Annotated in this window: 22 protein-coding genes and 1 riboswitch; of the genes, 12 read left to right on the top strand and 10 right to left on the bottom strand. The window is 71.5% G+C overall.

Annotated features, from left to right (window positions below; all coding sequences use genetic code 11):
* Window positions 1-167: 167 nt before the first annotated feature.
* Window positions 168-734 carry a hypothetical protein gene (locus AV521_RS22295; protein ID WP_076090234.1) on the bottom strand — a complete coding sequence of 189 codons (567 nt, stop codon included), beginning with the start codon at window positions 732-734 and terminating at the stop codon, window positions 168-170.
* Window positions 727-1,506 carry a carboxylesterase gene (locus tag AV521_RS22290; protein ID WP_076090233.1) on the bottom strand — a complete coding sequence of 260 codons (780 nt, stop codon included), beginning with the start codon at window positions 1,504-1,506 and terminating at the stop codon, window positions 727-729. Before AV521_RS22290 ends, AV521_RS22295 begins: the two co-directional genes overlap by 8 nt.
* Window positions 1,507-1,692: 186 nt before the next feature.
* On the opposite strand from AV521_RS22290, the gene AV521_RS22285 reads away from it, so the two are divergent.
* The 5 genes from AV521_RS22285 (at window position 1,693) to AV521_RS22265 (ending at window position 6,612) form a co-directional block, all read left to right on the top strand.
* Complete coding sequence (locus AV521_RS22285; RefSeq protein ID WP_076090276.1) at window positions 1,693-2,466, top strand: 1-acyl-sn-glycerol-3-phosphate acyltransferase; 774 nt, start codon at window positions 1,693-1,695, stop codon at window positions 2,464-2,466.
* A gap of 35 nt (window positions 2,467-2,501) precedes the next feature.
* Complete coding sequence (gene macS, locus AV521_RS22280) at window positions 2,502-3,707, top strand: MacS family sensor histidine kinase (RefSeq protein WP_076090232.1); 1,206 nt, start codon at window positions 2,502-2,504, stop codon at window positions 3,705-3,707.
* The gene (locus AV521_RS22275) at window positions 3,704-4,381 is read left to right on the top strand and encodes a response regulator transcription factor (protein ID WP_076090231.1); all 678 of its coding nucleotides are present in this window, start codon (window positions 3,704-3,706) and stop codon (window positions 4,379-4,381) included. The genes macS and AV521_RS22275 overlap by 4 nt, the downstream gene beginning before the upstream one ends.
* 124 nt (window positions 4,382-4,505) lie before the next feature.
* On the top strand, window positions 4,506-5,534 hold the full coding sequence (locus AV521_RS22270) for a 6-phosphofructokinase (RefSeq protein WP_076090230.1): 1,029 nt from the start codon (window positions 4,506-4,508) through the stop codon (window positions 5,532-5,534).
* 82 nt (window positions 5,535-5,616) lie between these two features.
* Complete coding sequence (locus AV521_RS22265; protein WP_076090229.1) at window positions 5,617-6,612, top strand: 2-hydroxyacid dehydrogenase; 996 nt, start codon at window positions 5,617-5,619, stop codon at window positions 6,610-6,612.
* On the opposite strand, the gene AV521_RS22260 is transcribed toward AV521_RS22265, so the two are convergent.
* Window positions 6,564-8,444 (bottom strand): anthranilate synthase family protein, encoded by a 1,881-nt coding sequence (locus AV521_RS22260; RefSeq protein ID WP_076090228.1) that lies wholly within the window; start codon window positions 8,442-8,444, stop codon window positions 6,564-6,566. The genes AV521_RS22265 and AV521_RS22260 overlap by 49 nt on opposite strands.
* 148 nt (window positions 8,445-8,592) lie before the next feature.
* The gene (locus AV521_RS52735; RefSeq protein ID WP_076090275.1) at window positions 8,593-8,649 is read right to left on the bottom strand and encodes a trp operon leader peptide; all 57 of its coding nucleotides are present in this window, start codon (window positions 8,647-8,649) and stop codon (window positions 8,593-8,595) included.
* A 116-nt stretch (window positions 8,650-8,765) separates the two neighbouring features.
* Between AV521_RS52735 and AV521_RS22250 the strand changes: the two genes are divergently transcribed.
* Entirely contained in the window at window positions 8,766-10,118 is a 1,353-nt protein-coding gene (locus AV521_RS22250) for a class II 3-deoxy-7-phosphoheptulonate synthase (protein ID WP_076090227.1), read from the top strand.
* Between the two features lie 158 nt (window positions 10,119-10,276).
* Window positions 10,277-10,588 carry a bacterioferritin-associated ferredoxin gene (locus AV521_RS22245; RefSeq protein WP_179023295.1) on the top strand — a complete coding sequence of 104 codons (312 nt, stop codon included), beginning with the start codon at window positions 10,277-10,279 and terminating at the stop codon, window positions 10,586-10,588.
* Here the strand turns inward: AV521_RS22245 and bfr are convergent.
* Window positions 10,585-11,067: a bacterioferritin gene (bfr, locus tag AV521_RS22240; protein ID WP_076090225.1), complete on the bottom strand. Its 483-nt coding sequence runs from the start codon at window positions 11,065-11,067 to the stop codon at window positions 10,585-10,587. The two genes, AV521_RS22245 and bfr, sit on opposite strands and share 4 nt — an antisense overlap.
* A 186-nt stretch (window positions 11,068-11,253) precedes the next feature.
* On the opposite strand from bfr, the gene AV521_RS22235 reads away from it, so the two are divergent.
* Window positions 11,254-11,886 (top strand): sulfite oxidase-like oxidoreductase, encoded by a 633-nt coding sequence (locus tag AV521_RS22235; RefSeq protein WP_076090224.1) that lies wholly within the window; start codon window positions 11,254-11,256, stop codon window positions 11,884-11,886.
* 32 nt (window positions 11,887-11,918) lie between these two features.
* Here the strand turns inward: AV521_RS22235 and AV521_RS22230 are convergent, their stop codons facing one another.
* From AV521_RS22230 to thiO, 5 genes are all read right to left on the bottom strand, one after another.
* A complete protein-coding gene (locus AV521_RS22230) occupies window positions 11,919-12,815 on the bottom strand; it encodes a deoxyribonuclease IV (protein ID WP_076090223.1) in 897 nt (298 codons plus the stop codon).
* A 58-nt stretch (window positions 12,816-12,873) separates the two neighbouring features.
* A complete protein-coding gene (pknB, locus tag AV521_RS22225; protein ID WP_076090222.1) occupies window positions 12,874-14,811 on the bottom strand; it encodes a Stk1 family PASTA domain-containing Ser/Thr kinase in 1,938 nt (645 codons plus the stop codon).
* Window positions 14,812-15,035: 224 nt separating this feature from the next.
* The gene (locus tag AV521_RS22220) at window positions 15,036-15,830 is read right to left on the bottom strand and encodes a thiazole synthase (protein WP_076090221.1); all 795 of its coding nucleotides are present in this window, start codon (window positions 15,828-15,830) and stop codon (window positions 15,036-15,038) included.
* Between the two features lie 3 nt (window positions 15,831-15,833).
* A complete protein-coding gene (thiS, locus tag AV521_RS22215; RefSeq protein ID WP_076090220.1) occupies window positions 15,834-16,052 on the bottom strand; it encodes a sulfur carrier protein ThiS in 219 nt (72 codons plus the stop codon).
* Complete coding sequence (thiO, locus tag AV521_RS22210; RefSeq protein WP_076090219.1) at window positions 16,049-17,209, bottom strand: glycine oxidase ThiO; 1,161 nt, start codon at window positions 17,207-17,209, stop codon at window positions 16,049-16,051. Before thiO ends, thiS begins: the two co-directional genes overlap by 4 nt.
* Window positions 17,207-17,318: riboswitch (TPP riboswitch) on the bottom strand. (Overlaps the previous gene by 3 nt.)
* 53 nt (window positions 17,319-17,371) lie before the next feature.
* Here thiO and AV521_RS22205 point away from each other — a divergent pair.
* From AV521_RS22205 to thiE, 4 genes are all read left to right on the top strand, one after another.
* Complete coding sequence (locus tag AV521_RS22205; protein ID WP_076090218.1) at window positions 17,372-17,722, top strand: hypothetical protein; 351 nt, start codon at window positions 17,372-17,374, stop codon at window positions 17,720-17,722.
* A gap of 32 nt (window positions 17,723-17,754) precedes the next feature.
* Window positions 17,755-18,987, top strand: coding sequence for an NAD(P)/FAD-dependent oxidoreductase (locus tag AV521_RS22200; protein ID WP_076090217.1), 1,233 nt, complete (start codon window positions 17,755-17,757; stop codon window positions 18,985-18,987).
* A gap of 161 nt (window positions 18,988-19,148) precedes the next feature.
* A complete protein-coding gene (locus tag AV521_RS22195; protein ID WP_023551406.1) occupies window positions 19,149-19,514 on the top strand; it encodes an Rv2175c family DNA-binding protein in 366 nt (121 codons plus the stop codon).
* A 93-nt stretch (window positions 19,515-19,607) separates the two neighbouring features.
* Window positions 19,608-20,255: a thiamine phosphate synthase gene (thiE, locus tag AV521_RS22190; RefSeq protein WP_076090216.1), complete on the top strand. Its 648-nt coding sequence runs from the start codon at window positions 19,608-19,610 to the stop codon at window positions 20,253-20,255.
* The last annotated feature ends 47 nt before the right edge of the window (window positions 20,256-20,302 follow it).

Below are 20,302 nucleotides of genomic sequence, written 5' to 3'. Positions count from 1 at the left end.
CCGGGCACCTCTTCAGCCGGGTCCGACTGTCCGTTCGCGGCAGCGCCGTCGGCTTCGAGACGCCGCGGCTCCTCTCAGCGAGCAGCGCCATCCGCGTACCCGCTTCCTCCGGCGCACATCCCGCCGGGGTCGCCGCGGCCCCAGCCGCTTGCCCGGACCGCGCATCTTCAGACCACCGCGCCCCGCCCCGGATCGTCGCCGTCCTCCTCGTCGTCCGTGCGCATCCGCATCACCAGCGCGGCGAAGCCGCCGAGGAAGCCGCCGATGCCGAGGGTGGTCAGCCACCAGGTCATGTCCCAGCCGAGCAGCACCGCCAGGAGAAGGAGAATCGGTCCGCCCACGACTCCCAGCCAGGCGAACTTCGCGGTGGTGTCGGCGGTCGGCAGCGGCGGCGGCTCGGGCGGGACGAAGTGGCCCTCGTCGTCCTCGTCGAAGTCGTCCTCGGCGGGCTGGGAGGTCGTGTAGTCGCGTGGGCCGACGCCGGGCGCGAACGAGACCGAGCTGCCCAGCGGCCGCACCGGCGCCTTGTCGGTGTCGCTCTCGGCGTCCTTCCCGGGCTCCGGCAGTGCCAGATCCTCGACCGGCCTGAAGGGCCTGGCGCCCGGCGGATCCGGCGGCTCCTCGCCGTACCCGGCGACGATGGCGCGCCAGGCGGCGTCCTCGTCGAAGGACACGCCCTGCTCGTCCGGCTCGCGACCCTCGCGGTCCTCGCGGTCGGACTCGTGCTCAGCCACCTGTGGCCGTCCCTTCCTTGCCGAGACTGGGTGCGAGCCGGCCGACGAAGGCGAGGCTCTCCTCGAAGATCCGGTCCGCATCCTCGTCCAACGTCGCCACGTGGTAGCTGTGTTCCAGCACGATCTCCGTCACGTCCGTGGACGACACCCGGCTCAGCACGCGGGCCGAGTCGGCCGCCGGGACGACATGGTCCTGGGCGCTGCGCAGCAGCAGCAACGGCTGGGTGACCTGGGGCAGCTCGCCGTCCAGCCGGCGCAGGAACTGGCGCAGCGAGTGCGCCGCGTGCAGCGGCACCCGGTCGTACCCGAGCTCGGCCGCGCACTCCTTCGCGATGTCGCTGGCGATGCCCTTCGTCGTCCGCACGAGATGCCGGGCCACCGGAAGGGCGTACGCCGACAGGCCGTGCACCTTGTTCGCCGGGTTGACGACCACCGCGCCCGCGACCCGCTCGCCGTGCCGGGCCGCGAGCCGGAGCGCCAGGGCGCCGCCCATGGACAGGCCCGCCACGAACACCCGGGAACAGCGCTCGGAGAGCTCGGCCAGCTCGCGGTCCACCTCCGCATACCAGTCCTGCCAGCCCGTGACCTGCATGTCCTCCCAGCGGGTGCCATGGCCGGGCAGCAGCGGCAGCGACACGGTCAGGCCGTGCGCCGCATGGTGCTCCGCCCAGGGGCGCAGCGACTGGGGCGAGCCGGTGAAGCCGTGGCAGAGGAGGACCCCCACTTCCCCGCCCTCGTGGCGGTACGGCTCGGCTCCGGGGAGGACCGGCACCTTCGACGCTCCTGTTCCTGAAGGGGCCCCACCGGTGGCCGGCGGAGGCGAGGGGAAAAATGCGCGGATGTGCTTCACCGTACGCGAGCGCACTGACACCGACCAGGGTCGTCGGGCCCATTGACGGTCCTCCGGGTTAAGGTCTGTTCGACGGAAACAGGAGGCACACGGGTGTTGTACGGCACGATGAAGGTCGCCATCGGAGGGCCGCTGAAGGTCGCCTTCAGGCCCTGGGTGGAAGGCCTGGAGAACGTACCGGACGAGGGGGCCGCCATCCTGGCGAGCAATCACCTGTCCTTCTCGGACTCGTTCTTCCTGCCAGCGGTCCTGGACCGCAAGGTCACCTTCATCGCGAAGGCGGAGTACTTCACCACTCCGGGCGTGAAGGGCCGGCTCACCGCGGCCTTCTTCAAGGGCGTCGGACAGCTCCCGGTGGACCGCTCCGGGGCGCGCGGCGCCGGCGAGGCCGCGATCAAGAGCGGCATAGAGGTGCTGGAGCGCGGCGAGTTGTTCGGGATCTATCCCGAAGGCACCCGTTCACCCGACGGGCGGCTCTACCGGGGCAAGCCCGGTGGCCTCGCGCGCGTGGCGCTCGCCACCGGCGCGCCGGTCATCCCGGTGGCGATGATCGACACCGAGAAGATCCAGCCGCCCGGCAAGGTGATGCCGAAGCTGATGCGGCCCGGCATCCGCATCGGCAAGCCGATGGACTTCAGCCGCTACGCCGGCATGGAGCACGACCGCTTCGTCCTGCGCGCCCTGACCGACGAGGTCATGTACGAGATCATGAAGCTTTCCGGCCAGGAGTACGTCGACATGTACGCGACCGCCGCCAAGCGGCAGATCGCGGAGGCGGCGAAGGCGGCCAAGGAGGCCCGGGAAGCCGAGAAGGCCAAGGGGAAGGAAGCCGAGAAGGCGGAGAAGGCCGAGAGGGAAGCGGAGAAGAAGACGGAGGCCTGACGGAGGGGCCGGGGAAGCAAGGGGGGCCGGGGGACATGCCCAAGCGCGAGCGCGTCATGCGGATGTCGGTCGAGCTGCCGCTGTGGCGTGCGCTCGCCGGCTACCGCGTACTGACCATGCTGTACGCCATCGCCCTCTGCGCCACCAGGTACGGCCTCTATGCGCGCCCCTGGACCGCCGTCTGCTACTTCGCCGTCCTGTTCGTCTGGACCCTCGCCACCCTGCCGAAGGTGCGGAACGCGGCGAGCTGCACCAGGCGTTTCCTGATCGCCGATCTGGCCATCGCGCTCGCCGGCATCCTGCTCACCCCGCTCGCCGACAGCCACCAGCCGCTCGACGGCGGCCCGACGCTGCCGACGATATGGACCGGCGGCGCGGTGCTGGCCTTCGCGATCAAGGGCGGCTGGCGCTGGGCCGCCGTCGCCTCCACGGCGGTGGCCGTCGCCAACCTGGTCGAGCGCGGCCATCCCGCCCGGGACACCGTGCACAGCCTGATCCTCGTCTGGGTGGCCTCGATCGCCATCGGCTACGTCGTGGAGGTCGCCCGCGCCTCCGAGCGCACCCTCGCCCGCGCTCTGGAGATCGAGGCGGCGACCCGGGAGCGGGAGCGGCTGGCCCGGGACATCCACGACGGCGTGCTGCAGGTGCTGGCGATGGTGCAGCGGCGCGGCGCGGTCATCGGCGGCGAGGCGGCGGAGCTGGGGCGGCTCGCGGGGGAGCAGGAGGTGGCGCTGCGCACGCTGGTCTCCGGCGGTCTGGTGCCGGTCTCCCGGGTCTCGGAGGACGCTTCCGCCGGAGCGGTCGTACGAGCGGTGGACGAGCCCGATGACGAGGGTCCGGTCGATCTGCGGGCGCTGCTGGCGTCCTGTGTGGGTGCCCGGGTGAGCCTGGCCGAGCCCGGGGCGCCGGTCGAGCTGCCCCGGCCGGCCGCGCGGGAGCTGGCCGCAGCGGTCGGTGCCGCCCTGGACAACGTGCGCAAGCACGCGGGCGGCGAGGCCCGGGCCTGGATCCTGGTCGAGGACGAGCCGGACGAGATCATCGTGACCGTCCGGGACGACGGCCCCGGCATCCCCGAGGGCCGGCTCGCCCAGGCCGAGGGCGAGGGCCGGCTCGGCGTGGCCCAGTCGATCCGGGGGCGGCTGCGCGATCTCGGCGGCAGCGCCGAGCTGATCTCCGTCCCCGGACAGGGCACGGAAGTCGAACTGAAAGTACCGAAGAACGCGAAGGCGGAGCGTCGATGAGCGATCAGCAGGACCCGATCAAGGTCATGGTGGTGGACGATCACCCCATGTGGCGCGACGCGGTCGCCCGGGACCTGGCCGAGTCCGGTTTCGCGGTGGTCGCGACCGCCGGCGACGGCGAGCAGGCGGTCCGCCGCGCCAGGGCCGCCGCCCCCGACGTCCTCGTGCTGGACCTCAACCTGCCCGCCAAGCCCGGAGTCCAGGTGTGCAAGGAACTGGTCGGCCACAACCCGGCGTTGCGCGTCCTGGTCCTCTCCGCGAGCGGTGAGCACGCCGACGTGCTGGAGGCCGTGAAGTCCGGCGCGACCGGCTATCTGCTGAAGTCGGCCTCCACCGAGGAGTTGCTCGACGCCGTGCGCCGTACCGCTGTCGGCGACCCGGTGTTCACACCGGGCCTCGCCGGACTGGTCCTCGGCGAGTACCGCCGCCTGGCCTCCGAGCCCGCGCCCGCCCCCGACACCGACGAGCCCGGCGCGCCCCGCCTGACGGACCGCGAGACGGAGGTGCTGCGGCTGGTCGCCAAGGGCCTGAGCTACAAGCAGATCGCCGAACGCCTCGTCATCTCCCACCGCACGGTCCAGAACCATGTGCAGAACACCCTCGGCAAGCTCCAACTGCACAACAGGGTCGAGCTGGTGAGGTACGCCATAGAGCGCGGCCTCGACGAGGAGTAGCCGCGAGCGCGGCCCTGAAGCCCCCGCGCATACCCCGAAATCACCCATCCCGCCCCTCCCGTTGTGACTTGGGTCACCGTTAATGTGACCGAGTGTCAGGGAACCGCGGTGAAGGGACATTTCCATGCGCGTCGGAGTACTGACCGGAGGCGGCGACTGCCCCGGGCTCAACGCCGTCATCCGGGGCATCGTCCGCAAGGGCGTGCAGGAATACGGCTATGACTTCGTCGGTTTCCGGGACGGCTGGCGCGGTCCTCTCGAAGGCGACACCGTCCGTCTCGACATCCCCGCGGTGCGCGGCATCCTGCCCCGCGGCGGCACCATTCTCGGCTCCTCGCGCACCAACCCGCTCAAGGCGGAGAACGGCATCCGCCGGATCAAGGACAACCTGGTCAAGCTGGACGTCCAGGCCCTCATCGCGATCGGCGGCGAGGACACCCTGGGCGTCGCCGCGCGGCTGTCCGACGAGTACGCGGTGCCCTGCGTCGGGGTGCCCAAGACGATCGACAACGATCTGTCGGCCACCGACTACACCTTCGGCTTCGACACCGCCGTCAACATCGCCACCGAGGCCATCGACCGGCTGCACACCACCGCCGAGTCCCATATGCGGGTCCTGGTCGTGGAGGTGATGGGCCGGCACGCCGGCTGGATCGCCATCCACTCGGGGCTGGCCGGCGGTGCCAACGCCATCCTCATCCCCGAGCAGCGCTTCGACGTCGAGCAGGTCTGCGCCTGGGTGACCTCCCGCTTCCGGGCGTCGTACGCGCCGATCGTGGTCGTCGCCGAGGGCGCCATGCCCAAGGACGGCGACATGGTGCTCAAGGACGGCTCGCTGGACTCCTTCGGGCACGTCCGGCTCTCCGGGGTCGGTGAGTGGCTGGCCAAGGAGATCGAGAGCCGCACCGGAAAGGAGGCGCGGACCACGGTCCTCGGCCATGTCCAGCGCGGCGGCACGCCCAGCGCCTTCGACCGCTGGCTCGCCACCCGCTTCGGCCTGCACGCCATCGACTGCGTCCACGACGGCGACTTCGGCAAGATGGTCGCCCTGCGCGCCACCGACATCGTCCGCGTCCCTCTGGCCGAGGCCACGGCCAAGCTGAAGACGGTGGACCCGAAGCTGTATCAGGAGGTCGGGGTCTTCTTCGGCTGACCGCCACTTACCGGCACTGACCGGCACCCCAGGGCTGTGGGCCGTATGTCTCGGCCCACAGCCCAGACAACCAGGAGCAACCGTGGAAGTCCTGGCCTTCGGCGTGCAGGCGGACGAGCGGCCGTTGATCGAGCGTGCCTTCGCCGGTCACCACGACGTCCGCTGCCTCGACGTCTTCCTCAACGCGGACACCGCCCCCATCGCCACCGGCCACGAGGTGATCTCCACCAGCGTCAACGCCGACCTCGGCCCCCACGTCCTGGAAACCCTCGCCGCGGGCGGCACCCGGATGGTCGCCCAGCGCTCCACCGGCTACAACAACATCGACCTCGACGCCGCCGAACGCCTCGGCATGACCGTCGCCCGCGTCTCGTCCTACTCGCCCCACTCGGTGGCCGAGTTCGCCTGGACCCTGGCCATGGCCGTCAACCGCCGTATCGTCCGCGCGGCGACCCGCACCCGCGACTTCGACTTCCGCCTCGACGGGCTCATGGGCCGCGACATGCACGGCCGCACCGTCGGCGTCCTCGGCACCGGCAAGATCGGCGCGGCGTTCACCCGGATCGCCCACGGCCACGGGATGCGCCTGCTCGGCTGGGACATGGCCGAGAACCCGGCCTGCCTCAGGCTCGGCATGACGTACGTCCCGAAGGACCAGCTGCTCGCCGAGTCCGACCTGGTCAGCCTGCACGTCCCACTGATGCCCGAGACCCAGCACCTGATCGACGCCGCCGCCCTGAAGGCGATGAAGGACGACGCGATCCTGGTCAACTCCAGCCGCGGCGGCCTCGTCGACACCGCGGCCCTCGTCGCCGAGCTGCGCGGGGGCCGCTTCACGGGTGTCGGCCTGGACGTCTACGAGTCCGAGGCGGGCCTGTTCTTCCTCGACAAGTCCCTGGAGGCCATCGAGGACGACACCCTGGCCCGCCTGGTCACCTTCCCGAACGTCCTGGTCACCTCGCACCAGGCGTACTACACCGAGGACGCCGTCGGGCAGATCGTCGACGCCACCGTGCGCAACGTCCTGGACTACACGGCGGGCCGGCCTTCGGAGAACGTGCTCGTGCCGCGCAGCTGACCCACCAGCTCCCGCACCACCGCGGCCCCGTTCAGGCTGAGGACCGACTCCGGGTGGAACTGGACGCCCGCGAAGCCGGGGCCGCGCAGCGCATGCACCTCGCCGCCCGCCGCCCGGCTCACCGCCACCCCGTGCGCGGCCAGTTCCCGGGCCGCCTCGTCGTCGCAGCGGGCCACGAAGCTGTTGTAGAAGCCGACGGTCTCGGCCCGCCCGAACAGGTCGATCGTGGTCTGCGCCCCCTGGTGCGGCACCTCCTTGCGGACGATGTCCAGCCCCAGCTCGGCCGCGATCAGCTCGTGGCCGAGGCAGACCCCCAGCACCCCGTGCCGGTGCTCCCGGATCACCGTGGCGGTCAGCCCCCGCAGGAACCGCATCTTCGGGTCGGCGAGATCCGCCGGGTCGCCCGGTCCGGGGCCGAGCACCACCGGGCCCTCGTGCCCGAGCACGGCGGCCCGCAGCCCCGGCTCGTCGTACCGCCGTACCGTCACCTCCAGACCGGCCGAGCGCAGTACATGCGCCAGCATCGCGGTGAAGGTGTCCTCACCGTCGACGACCAGGGCATGGCCCTGAAGCGCCTCCTGCCGCTCCTGCATCCGCAGCCAGAAGGGCGCGAGCGCCGCCCTGCGGCCGTCCAGCGCCGCCCGCACCCGCGGGTCGTCGGCCAGCCGGAGCCGCTCCCGCTCCGCCCGCGGCCGGGACGGCCGTACCCCGAGGGCCGCGAGCACGCCCGCCGCCTTCGCGTGGGTCTCCGCGACCTCGCTCGCCGGATCCGAGCCGCGCACCAGCGTCGCGCCGACCGGGACGCGCAGATGTCCGTCGGTGCCGATGTCGGCGGTGCGGATCAGGATGGGGGAGTCCAGGGTCTGGGCGCCCCCGGAGTCCCGGCCCAGGAGCGCCAGGGCACCGGCGTAGTACCCGCGTCCCCCCACCTCGTGCCGCTCGATGACCCGGCACGCGTTCTGCACCGGCGACCCGGTCACCGTCGCGGCGAACATGGTCTCCCTCAGCACCTCCCGCACATCCAGGGAGGACTTCCCGCGCAGTTCGTACTCGGTGTGCGCGAGGTGCGCCATCTCCTTCAGCCGCGGCCCGACGACGACCCCGCCCATGTCGCCGACGGTGCACATCATCTTCAGTTCCTCGTCGACGACCATCGACAGCTCCTCGATCTCCTTCCCGTCGGCGAGGAAGTCGAGCAGATGCTCCGGCGTCGGCCCCTCGGCGGGATACCGGTACGTCCCGCTGATCGGATTCATCACGACCGTCCCGCCGGACATCCGCACATGCACCTCGGGGCTGGCCCCCACCAGCGTGCGCTCCCCGGTGTGCACGACGAACGTCCAGTACGCGCCCCGCTCGCCCTCCAGCAGCCGCCGGAACAGCGCGAGCGCGTCGGCCCGGCCGAACCCGGGGATCTCGCCCTCGTACGTCCGCCGGATCACGAAGTTCGCGCCCTCGCCCCGGCCGATCTCCTCCGCCAGCACCCGCCCGACGATCTCGCCGTACGCCACGTCGTCGACGTCGAAGCCACCGCCCTCGACCCGCACTTCGTGTGCCGGGAGCCGGGACAGGGCCACGTCGAGCGGGATCTCGTACGACTCCTCAGGCGTCAGCACCAGCAGCGGGGTGCCGTCGTCGCGGACGTCGAAGCCGCGCTCGCGGATCTGCCGGAACGGGACCAGCGCGAGGCCCTCCTCGGGCAGGTCGGCGAGCCGGTCGCGGCCGGTCACCGGGCCGATCAGCAGCTCCACCAGGTGCTCGTCGCGGCCCGGGGTGCGGCGGCGGAGCAGGGCGAAGGGGCGGTCGTCGTGCAGGAGCTGTGACAGGTCCATGGTCCTCGGTTCCTCTTCCGGCGATGTCGGCCGATGCCGGTCGATGTATGTCGACGTCGGCCGATGCGATCGATATCGGTGAGGAACGACCCCGGACACACCGAAGGCCGCCCCTCGGGCGGCCTTCGCGAAGTCTGGGTACGCGCGATCAGTGGGCCGCCGGAGAAGCGGTCCACCACCAGTTCTGGGTCGAAAGCGCGAACATGGCAGAAACCCTACCGCACCCGTCCGCCGCCCGGCGGCGTCCACGGAACAGTCATCGCGTCTCACTCTTCGAGCCAGAAGAGGGGTCATACGACACGACCCCGTAATGTTTACGAGGTGACCGTGAACGCTAAGACCAGCCCGAGCGCTGGCAACACCTGGCGAAACCTGCCCGCGGCGCAGCAGCCCGAGTACCCCGACACCGAGGCTCTGCGCGCAGTGATCGCGGACCTCGAGTCGTATCCGCCGCTCGTCTTCGCGGGCGAGTGCGACCAGCTGCGCGCCCGGATGGCGGCCGTCGCCAGGGGTGAGGCGTTCCTCCTCCAGGGCGGCGACTGCGCCGAGGCCTTCGACGCGGTGTCCGCCGACCACATCCGCAACAAGCTGAAGACGCTGCTCCAGATGGGTGCCGTCCTCACCTACGCGGCCGCCGTGCCCGTGGTGAAGGTCGGCCGTATCGCGGGGCAGTACTCCAAGCCGCGCTCCAAGCCGATGGAGACCCGCGACGGCGTGACGCTCCCGGTGTACCGGGGCGACTCCGTCAACGGCTTCGACTTCACCGAGGCGTCCCGCATCCCGGACCCCGAGCGGCTGAAGCGCATGTACCACGCCTCGGCGTCCACGCTGAACCTGGTGCGCGCCTTCACCACCGGCGGTTACGCGGACCTGCGCCAGGTGCACGCCTGGAACCAGGACTTCGTGAAGACCTCGCCGTCGGGCCAGCGTTACGAGCAGCTCGCCCGCGAGATCGACAACGCGCTGAACTTCATGCGGGCCTGTGGCACGGACCCGGAGGAGTTCAAGACCGTCGAGCTGTACTCCTCGCACGAGGCGCTGCTGCTGGACTACGAGTCCGCGCTGACCCGGGTCGACTCGCGCACCGGCAAGCTGTACGACGTCTCCGCGCACATGGTGTGGGTCGGTGAGCGCACCCGGCAGCTGGACGGCGCGCACATCGAGTTCGCCTCGCAGATCCGCAACCCGATCGGCATCAAGCTCGGCCCGGCCACGACGGCCGAGGACGCGCTGAAGTACATCGACCGCCTCGACCCCGAGCGGGAGCCGGGCCGGCTGACCTTCATCGTCCGGATGGGCGCCGACAAGATCCGTGACAAGCTTCCTGAGCTGGTGGAGAAGGTCACGGCGTCCGGTGCGACGGTGGCCTGGGTGACCGACCCGATGCACGGCAACACCTTCGAGGCGGCCTCCGGGCACAAGACCCGCCGCTTCGACGACGTGCTCGACGAGGTCAAGGGCTTCTTCGAGGTCCACAAGGCGCTCGGCACCCACCCGGGCGGCATCCACGTGGAGCTGACCGGCGACGACGTCACCGAGTGCGTGGGCGGCGGCGACGAGATCTTCGTCGACGACCTGCACCAGCGCTACGAGACGGCCTGCGACCCCCGGCTGAACCGCAGCCAGTCGCTGGACCTGGCCTTCCTGGTCGCGGAGATGTACCGGGACCAGTAGCGGCGTCGGCTGGACCACAGGGCATCTGGGGCGCGGATCACATGGGATCCGCGCCCCTGACCACTTTTGCGGACCCTGTGCGACGGGTAAGGTTAGGTTTGCCTCACCGATCAAGGGGATGGCACCAAGACAGCGATCCCGTCGGGAGGTGAATCCGCGTGTACGTCTGCAGCTGCTTCGGCATCACCGAGGCCCAGGTCAAGCAGCACGCGGAGGACGGCGCCTGCACCCCCCGCCAGATCGCCTCCGCCTGCAAGGCGGGCACGGACTGCGGTTCGTGTGTCCGCCGGATCCAGGCGCTGCTGGGCCGGGGCGCCTGCCCGCGCCGCGAGCTGGCCGACCAGGGCAAGCCCGTGCTCACGGCGCTGCCGGGCGAGCTCTCCGAAGGGGCGCGAGGAACTGCGCGACCAGCCGCGACAGGCTCGCAGGCGATCGACGGCTTGCCTCGGCCCCTCCCGCGGAGCGCCTAGCTGCTCTCGGGCTGCTCGATGATCTGCGAGATGTAGAGCGCCTCGCCGAGCTTCTCCACCAGCTCCAGCTGGGTGTCGAGATAGTCGATGTGCTGCTCCTCGTCGGCGAGGATGTCCTCGAAGATGTTCGCGGACGTGACGTCGCCCTTGTCGCGCATCACCTTGATGCCGCGCCGCAGCCGGTCGATCGCCTCCACCTCGATCTGCCGGTCGGCCTCGAACATCTCCTTCACCGTCTGTCCGACACGGACGTGGAAGAGCCGCTGGTAGTTGGGCAGCCCCTCCAGGAACAGGATCCGGTCGGTGAGCACCTCCGCGTGCTTCATCTCGTCGAACGACTCGTGCCGCGTGTACTTGGCGAGCTTGTACCAGCCGAAGTTCTCCTGCATCTTCGCGTGCAGGAAGTACTGGTTGATCGCGGTCAGCTCGCCGGTGAGCTGCTCGTTGAGGAACTCGATGACCTCGGGGTCGCCCTGCATCGCAGAGGCTCCTTCCACGGGAAACGGGGAGGCGTGTATGCGGCCGCATGATTGCATCGGCAACGAAGATCGTCCAGTAAGTGGATGCTTAGTAAGTTCGCCCTGTCTTGGTGGCTGTTGTCCGGTTCATGGGTAAGGGTGGACGGGTGGTCAAGGGCACTGCCCGAGGTCTGTCAGGATGGATACATGGGTCATCCGGTGGAGCGAGAGTCTGGGGCAGCGGCAGGGTCCGAGCTTCCGCCGGGTCAGCGGCTCCAGCGCGGCTGGCCGGTCACGCACTACGGGCCCGTCCCGAAGTTCCGGCCCGAGCGCTGGGAGTTCCGGGTCTTCGGCGCCACCGCCGACGGCGACAAGCACACCTGGGGCCACGAGGAGTTCACGGCCCTGCCGTACACCACCGTGGTCGCCGATCTGCACTGCGTGACGAAGTTCAGCATGACCGGCGCGGAGTGGGGCGGCATCCCCGCCCGCGCCATCCTCGACCTGGCCCCGCCGGCGCCGGACGTCACCCATGTGATGGTCTGGGCGGAGTACGGCTTCAGCTCGAACCTCCGCCTGTCCGACTTCACCTCGGACCGCACGATCTTCGCCACCCACAAGGACGGCGAACTCCTCACCGCCGAGCACGGCTTCCCGGTCCGCCTGATCGTGCCCCACCTGTACGCCTGGAAGGGCCCCAAATGGGTCCGCGGCGTCGAGTACATGACCGCCGATCGCCGCGGTTTCTGGGAGGAACGCGGCTACCACAACATCGGCGACCCCTGGAAGGAACAGCGCTACTCCTACCAGGAGGAACCGGGAGACGGCCCGGAGCTGTAGTCCTCAGCGGTGGTACCGGGGTATTCCCGGGGTCATCCGTCGCGCAGTTTCTTCAGCCGCTCCACGTCCGCCGCGTGCCCTTCCTTGCCGCCCGGCGTCTCGATGATCAGGGGTACGCCCTCGGTCGCGGGGTGGGTCATCAGGGCGCGGAACGGGTCCTCGCCGATATGGCCGGCGCCGATGTTCTCGTGCCGGTCCTTGTGCGCGCCGGCCACGTCCTTGGAGTCGTTGGCGTGGATCAGCTTCAGCCGGCCCTCGCCGACGGTGTCCACCAGCAGGTCCAGGGTCTGGTGCATGCCGCTCGGGCCGGTCAGATCGTGCCCGGCGGCGAAGACATGGCAGGTGTCCAGGCACACACCGAGCTTCGGATGGGCGTCCAGAACCTCGAAGTACGGCCCGAAGTCCCAGGTGCGGGCACAGAGCGAGGCCCCTTGCCCCGCGGTCGACTCCAGCAGCAGGAACGGGTCGTCGTCGTGGGTCAGCTCGTCCAGCAGCGGCAGCAGATGCGCGCCCACCTGCTTCAGCGCCACCTCCCGGGCCCGCCCGCCGGTCGCGCTCCCGGTGTGCACGACCACGCCCAGCGCGCCGATCTCCCGCCCGCGCCGCAGCGAGTGCCGCAGTGACTCCACCGACCGCTCCACGGTCGCCTCGGTGTGCGAGCCGAAGTTGATCAGATAGGGGGCGTGCACATACGCGGGGATCGACTCCTCGGCGCACGCCTGACGGAACGCCTCGTCCTGCCGGGGGTTTCCCGCGGGCGTCGCCCACCCGCGCGGATTGGCGACGAAGACCTGCACGGTCTCCGCCTTCAGATCATGGGCGTACGACAGCCCCACCGAGTGCAGGCCCCCGGCCACGGGGACATGACCGCCGACGGGATTGCGCGGAAGGGACGACGGCTGGGGGGACGACGACTGAACCGGACTCACACCTTCAGGGTGTCATGCCCTGCACCGGCCGCCGGACCGCGGTCCCCGGTGACTCCCGTCAGCGGATCGTGATCGTGATGGTCGACCCCTTGGGCGCCGTGTCGCCGCCCTTCACCGACTGCTGCTTCACGGTGTCGCCGAACAGCCCGAGCAGCCCGCGGTCGTCCTCCACCTTGAAGCCCGCGTCCTGCAGCGCCTTGTGGGCGTCGTCGACACTGTCGCCGACCACGTCCGGCACCTGGACCATCTGCGGGCCCTTGGACAGCGTCAGTGTCACCGTGTCGCCCGCGGCGGCCTGGCTGCCGTTACCGGGGCTCTGCTGCGCCACCTTGCCCTTGTCGTATGCGGAGTTGACCTGCGTGGAGGCGATCGTCACCTTCAGCCCGGCGTCCGTCAGTTGCTGCCTGGCGGCGTTCGGATCGTCACCGGTGACGTCCGGCACATCGATCGGGCTGCCCTTGCTGACAGTCAGCGCGATCGCCGAACCGGAGTGCCGCCTGGTGCCCGCCTGCGGTGTCGTGCTGATCACCTTGCCCTGGCCGACGTCCTCGCTGAACTCCTGGGTGACCATGCCCGGCTCCAGCCCGTCCGCCTTCAGCCGCGAGCGCGCCTCGGCCAGGGTGCGGCCCGTCACATCCGGTACGTTCACCGTGTCCGGGCCCAGCGAGATGGTCAGCGTGACCGAGTCGTGGTCACGAATCCTGGCGCCGGCGGTCGGATCGGTCCCGATGACCGTGCCCCGCTTGACGGTGTCGTTGTACTCGCGCTTGACCTGCCCGACGTCGAGCCCGGCCGCCCTGAGCCGGTCCCGGGCCTGCGCCTCGGTCTTCGACAGCAGCGGCGGGACCTTCGTGAACTGGCCGGAGTTGATGTACCAGATGCCCGCGCCCACGCCGAACACCGCCAGCACGGCGGCGACGATCGTCAGCACCAGGCGCGGGGAGCGCCCGGACCGCCGGGACCGCCGCGGCGACGGGGCGGGCGGTGCCTGCAGCCGGCTGGTGCGCTGGACGCCACCCTCCGCCGGCTCGTCCTCATTGACCGGCAGCGGCCTGGGCACGGTCAGCGAGCGCGGGATCACGCTCGTACGGTCCCCGGCGTTGTCGTGCTCCGCCGACAGCGCCTGCGGCGGCACCGTGTCCAGCTGCTCGGCGCTCAGCCCCTGACGCGCCTCGCGCACCTGGGCGAGCAGCGCCACGGCATCCTGGGGCCGGGCGTCCGGGATGCGCGCGGTCGCCGACGCGACGAGCTGGTCCAGCGCGTACGGCAGCCCCGGCACCAGCGCGGAGGGGGGCGGCACGTCCTCGTGGATGTGCTTGTAGAGCACCTGGGCGGGAGAGTCGCCCGAGTGCGGCTTTCCGCCGGTCAGCATCTCGTAGAGCACGACACCGCACGCGTACACGTCGACGCGCGGTTCGGCGGTGCCCTGCTCTATCTGCTCGGGCGCGAGATACGACACGGTGCCGAGCACGGCGCCGGTGGTGCTGGTCACGGTGTCGACAGACCTGACCAGCCCGAAGTCGGCGACCTTGACCCGCCCGTCGTCGCCTATCAGCACGTTCTCGGGCTTCATGTCCCGGTGCACGAACCCGGCCCGGTGCGCGGCGCCGAGCGCGGCGAGGACGGGTTCGAGGATGTCCAGGGCCGCGCGGGGCTGCAGCGCCCCGCGCTCGCGCAGCACGTCCCGCAGCGTGCACCCGGCGACGTACTCCATCGCCAGGTACACATACGACCCGTCGGTTCCCTGATCGAAGACCTGGACGACATTCGGGTGGGCCAGCCGGGCGACGGACTTCGCCTCCCGGATGAACCGCTCCACGAAGGATCCGTCCGCCGCGAGCGCCGGGTGCATCACCTTCAGCGCGAGCACACGGTCCAGACGGGTGTCCAGGGCCCGGTAGACCGTGGCCATCCCGCCGACCGCGATCCGCGCGTCGACGCGATAACGGCCGTCGAGCACCTGCCCGACGAGGGGGTCCTGAAGGGTCGTATCCACGCAGGGGAGTCTACGAGGGCCGACGGACACTCCCTCCGCCGAGACCGCTTTCCCCACCCCACTGAAGCCGACCTGTAACGCTTCCCACACACCAAGCCCCACCGCTACCCCCCACGCCCCGGGGCCGCCGACGGTGAGGATGCCGCACGGGGAAGTCCGGCCCTCCAGCCGACAGCCACGGGCAGTGCGTGGGCGGGGGAGCAAGGGGTGCCCGCGGAGCGGGGTCAGAACGCAGGGCGCTCGGGATCCAGCACGGCCAGGCCCTCCGCGGGAGACGACGCCTCGGCGAAGTGCCTGCGCGGAATCCGCCCGGCCAGCCGGGCCAGCCGACCCCCCTCCACGGCGTGCCGCATCGCCGCCGCCATGAGTTCCGGCTCCTGCGCCCGCGTCACGGCAGAGGCGAGCATCACTCCCGCACACCCCAGCTCCATCGCCAGGGCCACGTCGGACGCCGTACCGGCGCCCGCGTCCAGAATCACCGGCACCCCGGCCCGTTCGACGATCAACTGGAAATTATGGGGATTGCGAATCCCGAGCCCGGACCCGATCGGCGACCCCAGCGGCATCACCGCCGCACACCCGGCATCCTCCAGCTTCCGTGCCAGCACAGGATCGTCATTGGTGTACGGCAGCACCGTGAACCCGTCGTCGACCAGCGTCTCCGCCGCCTCCAGCAGCTCCACCGGATCCGGCAGCAGTGTCCGCTCGTCGGCGATGACCTCCAGCTTGATCAGATCCGTACCCAGCGCCTCCCGCGCCAGCCGCGCGGTCAGCACGGCCTCGCCGGCCGTGAAACAGCCCGCCGTGTTCGGCAGCACCCGGATGCCCAGCTTGTCCAGCACCGACAGCACCGAACCGTGCACGGACGGGTCCACCCGCCGCATCGCGACCGTCGTCAGCTCCGTACCGGAGGCGACCAGCGCCCGCTCCAGCACCTCCAGGCTGGGCGCACCGCCCGTACCCATGATCAGCCGCGACGAGAAGGCCGTACCCCCGAGGACGAAGGAATCGTCGGCCATGGCTCAGCCCCCCTGGACCGCGGTGAGGATCTCCACGCGATCACCCTCGCTCAGCGTCGTGCCCGCCCACTGCGCGCGCGGCACGACGGTCTCGTTGACGGCCGCGGCCACCCCGGAGGGCGCGGGGACCAGGGACCGTACGACGGCGTCGAGCGAGGTGCCCGGGGCGACCTTGCGGCGCTCGCCGTTGACGGAGACGGAAAACGTCACGGAGATGCTCATGCGGGCTGCTCCAGGAGTACGGCGCCGAAGCGCTGCGGCGTGAACGGACGGGCCTCGTCCGGGAGTTGACCACTCGTCAGCACCTCGGCCAGCGCATCCCCGGTGACCGGCGTCAGCAGCACCCCGTTGCGGAAGTGCCCGGTGGCCAGCAGCAGCCCTTCCAGCCCGGAAGGCCCGAGCAGCGGAGCGTTGTCGGGGGAGCCGGGGCGCAGTCCGGCCCGGGTCTCGGTGAGCGGCAGCTCGGTGATGCCCGGCACCAGCTCATGGGCGTCGCGCAGCAGCTCGTACACGCCGCCGGCGGTCACCGTCGTGTCCCAGCCCAGCTCCTCGCTGGTCGCGCCGACGACCAGTTCGCCGTTCTCCCGCGGCACCAGATAGACGTGGCCGCCGCGCACCACGGCCCGCACGGTGCGGCTGAGGAACGGCGCGTAGGGGCGCGGCACCGTCAGCCGCAGCACCTGCCCCTTGACCGGCCGTACCGGCGGCAGCAGCGCCTGAGGCACGCCGGCCAGCCGTCCGCTCAGACTGCCGGCCGCGAGCACCACCTGCCCGGCGCGCAGCCCGGTGCCGTCCGCCGTGGTGACGCCGACGGCCCGGTCGCCCGCGACGTCCAGCCGCTCGGCCCACACCCGGTGGAACGTGACACCGGTCCGCTCGCACGCGGCCACCAGGGCCGCGGCCAGCCGCCGCGGGTCGATCTGGTGGTCGCCGTCGACCCGCAGCCCGCCGCGCACCCCGGGAGCCAGCATCGGCTCCAGGCGCCGGCACTCCCGCCCGGACTGCCATTCCGACTCCAGGCCGCAGCGCCGCTGCAGCGCGTGCAGCTCGCGCAGATGGGCACGGTCGTCGGCGTCGAGCGCGACCTGGAGGGTGCCACAGCGGCGATAGCCCAGGTCGTGACCGGTCAGCTCGGTCAGCTCGGCCGCGAACTCCGGGTAGCGGCGCGCCGATTCCAGATTGAGGGCGAGCAGGGTCTCCTCGCCGTAGTGCAGTTCGGTGACCGCGGCCAGCATCCCGGCCGCGACCTGCGCGGCCCCGCCGCCGGGCTCGGGGTCCACGACGGCCGTGGCGAGCCCGCGCTGCGCCGCGCGCCAGGCCGTGACCAGGCCGATGATTCCGCCCCCGATGACGAGGACGTCGGACGTACGTGACGACATGGGCGTCCAGCCCCTCCCTTCGCCGGCATGACCCGGATCAGGTTCGTACGGTCGGAGGCCGCCAGCCTCCCTCTCAGCCCGGTGCGTCCGGGCTCCCGCGAGTGCTTGTACGGTGGCCACCCTAGCCCGCCGCGCTCGTCACTCGTAAGGGAGCCCCTGCCCATGGCCCGCTCGCTGGACGGTCTGACCTTCGCCCCCGTGGCGGACCAAGCCCCAGGTCAGGTGGGTACCCGCACCCGGTTCGCGTACCACGAGAAGAACGGCGGGATCTGGGCCGAGTACGCGGGCGGCGATGTCGTGCGCGGCCATCTGGTCGGCACCCGCGAGGGGGACCGGCTGGACTTCCGGTACGTCCAGCTGAGGACCGACGGGACGACCGCCTCCGGGCACTGTGTGTCCACGGTCGTCCAGCTGCCGGACGGGCGGGTGAGGCTGGAGGAGACCTGGGAGTGGGAGTCCCGGACGGGCGCCGGTACGAGCGTTGTGGAACAGGTCACCGAGCACGCCCGCTGACTGACGCGTTGTCACGTGTCTATGGTGATCGGGTGAGCGAGCAGACAGCGCAAGGGGGCACGTCAGGGGGGCGACGCGTGGTCGTCGTCGGCGCGGGCATGGCGGGGGTGCAGACCGCCGTCGCCCTGCGGGAACACGGCTTCAAGGGCGCCGTCACCGTGTTCGGCGCGGAGCCGCACCAGCCGTACGACCGGCCGCCGCTGTCGAAGGCCGTGCTGCTCGGCAAGGCCGAGGGCTCCGCCTTCGACGTGGACTTCGAGACGCTCGGCGTCGAGCTGCGGCTCGGCTGCGAGGTGCTGGGCCTGCGCCCCGCCGCGCACGAACTGGACACCGAGGCGGGCCCGGTGCCGTACGACGTCCTGGTCATCGCCACCGGCGCCGAACCGATCACCCTGCCCGGCACCGAGGGCGTGCCCGGCGTGCATCTGCTGCGCACCCTGGACGACGCCGAACGGCTGCGGCCGGTGCTGACCGAGCAGCACGACATCGTGGTCGTCGGGGCCGGCTGGATCGGCGCCGAGTTCGCCACGGCCGCCCGTGAGGCCGGCTGCGCGGTGACCGTCGTGGAGGCCGCCGACCGGCCGCTGCCCGGCGCCCTGCCCGCCGAGGTCGCGGCCCCCATGGCCGCCTGGTACGCCGACGCCGGGGCCGAACTGCGCACCCACGCGCGCGTGGATCGCGTCGAGCCCGGCGCGGTGGTCCTCGCCGACGGCACCCGGCTTCCCGCGGGCGCCGTCGTCGTCGGTATCGGCGCCCGCCCCGCCACGGCCTGGCTGGCCGGCTCCGGCATCGCGCTCGGCCCGCACGGGGACGTCCTCGCCGACGCGCACCTGCGCACTTCCGTCGCGGACGTGTACGCCGTCGGCGACTGCGCCTCCTTCCCCTCCGCCCGCTACGGCGAACGGCTGCTCGTCCACCACTGGGACAACGCCCTGCAGGGCCCGCGCACGGTCGCCGCGAACATCCTCGGCGAGACCCTCGCGGTCTACGACCCGGTGCCGTACTTCTGGTCCGAGCAGTTCGGCCGCTTCGTCCAGTACGCGGGCCACCACGCCGCGGCCGACGACATGGTGTGGCGCGGCGACCCGACAGGCCCGTCCTGGTCGGTGTGCTGGCTGCGCGAGAACCGCCTGGTCGCCCTGCTGGCCGTCGGCCGCCCGCGTGACCTGGCCCAGGGCCGCCGCCTGATCGAAGCGGGCCGGGCGATGGACCCGCAGGCCATGTCCGACCCAGGCAGACCGCTGAAGGATGCCACGGTCGACTGACGGGCGCGCTGATGGCAGCTTGCCCGAGGGGCGCGGGGCTGTATCGATATGCGGCTCCGCCGCGTGGGCGCGACCAGCCACAACGGACCCGCAGACGAACAACGACACATCCCGGCACCGTCCATCGCGGCCACCCCGGCGGAGCGCCTACGCTAGATCCCGTGACCGAGATTGACGCAAAGATCGATGCTCTCGTCCCCGCCTGGCTCACCCTCCCCGACATCGCAGAGATGCTCGACGTTGAGGTGACGCGCGTGCGGCAGCTGGTCAAGGAGGGCCAGCTCATCGCCGTACGCCGAGGTGAGAACCGTGCGCTGCACGTCCCCGCCGCCTTCATCGACGGGGACAAGGTCGTCAAGGGCCTGACCGGGACCCTGACGCTCCTGCGGGACGACGGCTTCACGGATGAAGAGATGCTCGAATGGCTCTTCACCCCCGACCCGACCCTGCCCGGCACCCCCGCGCAGGCCCTGAGCGAGAATCGCGGCACGGAGGTGAAGCGCCGCGCCCAGGCGCTCGCCGTCTGAGCGACCCGCACCACGAGGGGTGGTGTGCGGGCCGCCGCAGCCCGTACACCACCCGCCGAAGCCGTCAGGGACACCGACCAGGGGGACCTACGTATGTCCGACACCGCACGCACCGCGCTCGCCGACGCCCGTCTGTACCTGTGCACGGACGCGCGCACCCGCCAGGGTGACCTTCCCGAGTTCCTGGACGCGGTCCTGGCCGGCGGTGTCGACATCGTGCAGCTGCGCGACAAGGGCATGGAGGCCGCCGAGGAGCTGTCGCACCTGGAGGTCTTCGCGGACGCCTGCGCCCGGCACGGCAAGCTCCTCGCGGTGAACGACCGCGCGGACGTCGCCCACGCCGCCCGCGCCGATGTGCTGCACCTCGGCCAGGGCGACCTGCCGGTCCCCGCGGCCCGCGCCGTCCTCGGCGACCACGTGCTGATCGGCCGCTCCACGCACGCCGAGTCCGAGGCCGCCGCTGCCGCCGTGCAGGACGGCGTGGACTACTTCTGCACCGGCCCCTGCTGGCCCACCCCCACCAAGCCCGGCCGTCACGCCCCCGGCCTCGACCTGGTCCGGTACACGACCGGCCTGGGCACCGAACGCCCCTGGTTCGCGATCGGCGGCATCGACCTCGCGCACCTCGACGAGGTGCTGGACGCGGGCGCCCGCCGGGTGGTCGTCGTCCGTGCGATCACCGAGGCCGACGATCCGGGGGCCGCGGCGGCCGAGTTCGCCAAGCGGCTGCGGCAGGCCTGAGGGGGGGTCGGTCCGGCGGAGTGTCCAAGGGGTGGACAGTAAGTCGA

It is taken from the genome of Streptomyces sp. IMTB 2501 (assembly GCF_001953885.1).
In the GTDB taxonomy this organism is placed as follows: Bacteria; Actinomycetota; Actinomycetes; order Streptomycetales; family Streptomycetaceae; genus Streptomyces.
The sequence above is the reverse complement of the archived record's forward strand: the minus strand, read 5'-3'. Positions and strand labels throughout refer to the sequence as shown.

What these genes read in the sequence shown, in the direction of transcription:
- AV521_RS22235 (WP_076090224.1), top strand. Translation starts at nt 11,254, where the DNA reads ATGGGTCATCCGGTGGAGCGAGAGTCTGGGGCAGCGGCAGGGTCCGAG.
- thiO (WP_076090219.1), bottom strand. Translation starts at nt 17,209, where the DNA reads ATGTCGTCACGTACGTCCGACGTCCTCGTCATCGGGGGCGGAATCATC.
- AV521_RS22285 (WP_076090276.1), top strand. Translation starts at nt 1,693, where the DNA reads ATGAAGGTCGCCATCGGAGGGCCGCTGAAGGTCGCCTTCAGGCCCTGG.
- AV521_RS22205 (WP_076090218.1), top strand. Translation starts at nt 17,372, where the DNA reads ATGGCCCGCTCGCTGGACGGTCTGACCTTCGCCCCCGTGGCGGACCAA.
- AV521_RS22260 (WP_076090228.1), bottom strand. Translation starts at nt 8,444, where the DNA reads ATGGACCTGTCACAGCTCCTGCACGACGACCGCCCCTTCGCCCTGCTC.
- thiE (WP_076090216.1), top strand. Translation starts at nt 19,608, where the DNA reads ATGTCCGACACCGCACGCACCGCGCTCGCCGACGCCCGTCTGTACCTG.
- AV521_RS22275 (WP_076090231.1), top strand. Translation starts at nt 3,704, where the DNA reads ATGAGCGATCAGCAGGACCCGATCAAGGTCATGGTGGTGGACGATCAC.
- bfr (WP_076090225.1), bottom strand. Translation starts at nt 11,067, where the DNA reads ATGCAGGGCGACCCCGAGGTCATCGAGTTCCTCAACGAGCAGCTCACC.
- AV521_RS22270 (WP_076090230.1), top strand. Translation starts at nt 4,506, where the DNA reads ATGCGCGTCGGAGTACTGACCGGAGGCGGCGACTGCCCCGGGCTCAAC.
- macS (WP_076090232.1), top strand. Translation starts at nt 2,502, where the DNA reads ATGCCCAAGCGCGAGCGCGTCATGCGGATGTCGGTCGAGCTGCCGCTG.
- thiS (WP_076090220.1), bottom strand. Translation starts at nt 16,052, where the DNA reads ATGAGCATCTCCGTGACGTTTTCCGTCTCCGTCAACGGCGAGCGCCGC.
- AV521_RS22220 (WP_076090221.1), bottom strand. Translation starts at nt 15,830, where the DNA reads ATGGCCGACGATTCCTTCGTCCTCGGGGGTACGGCCTTCTCGTCGCGG.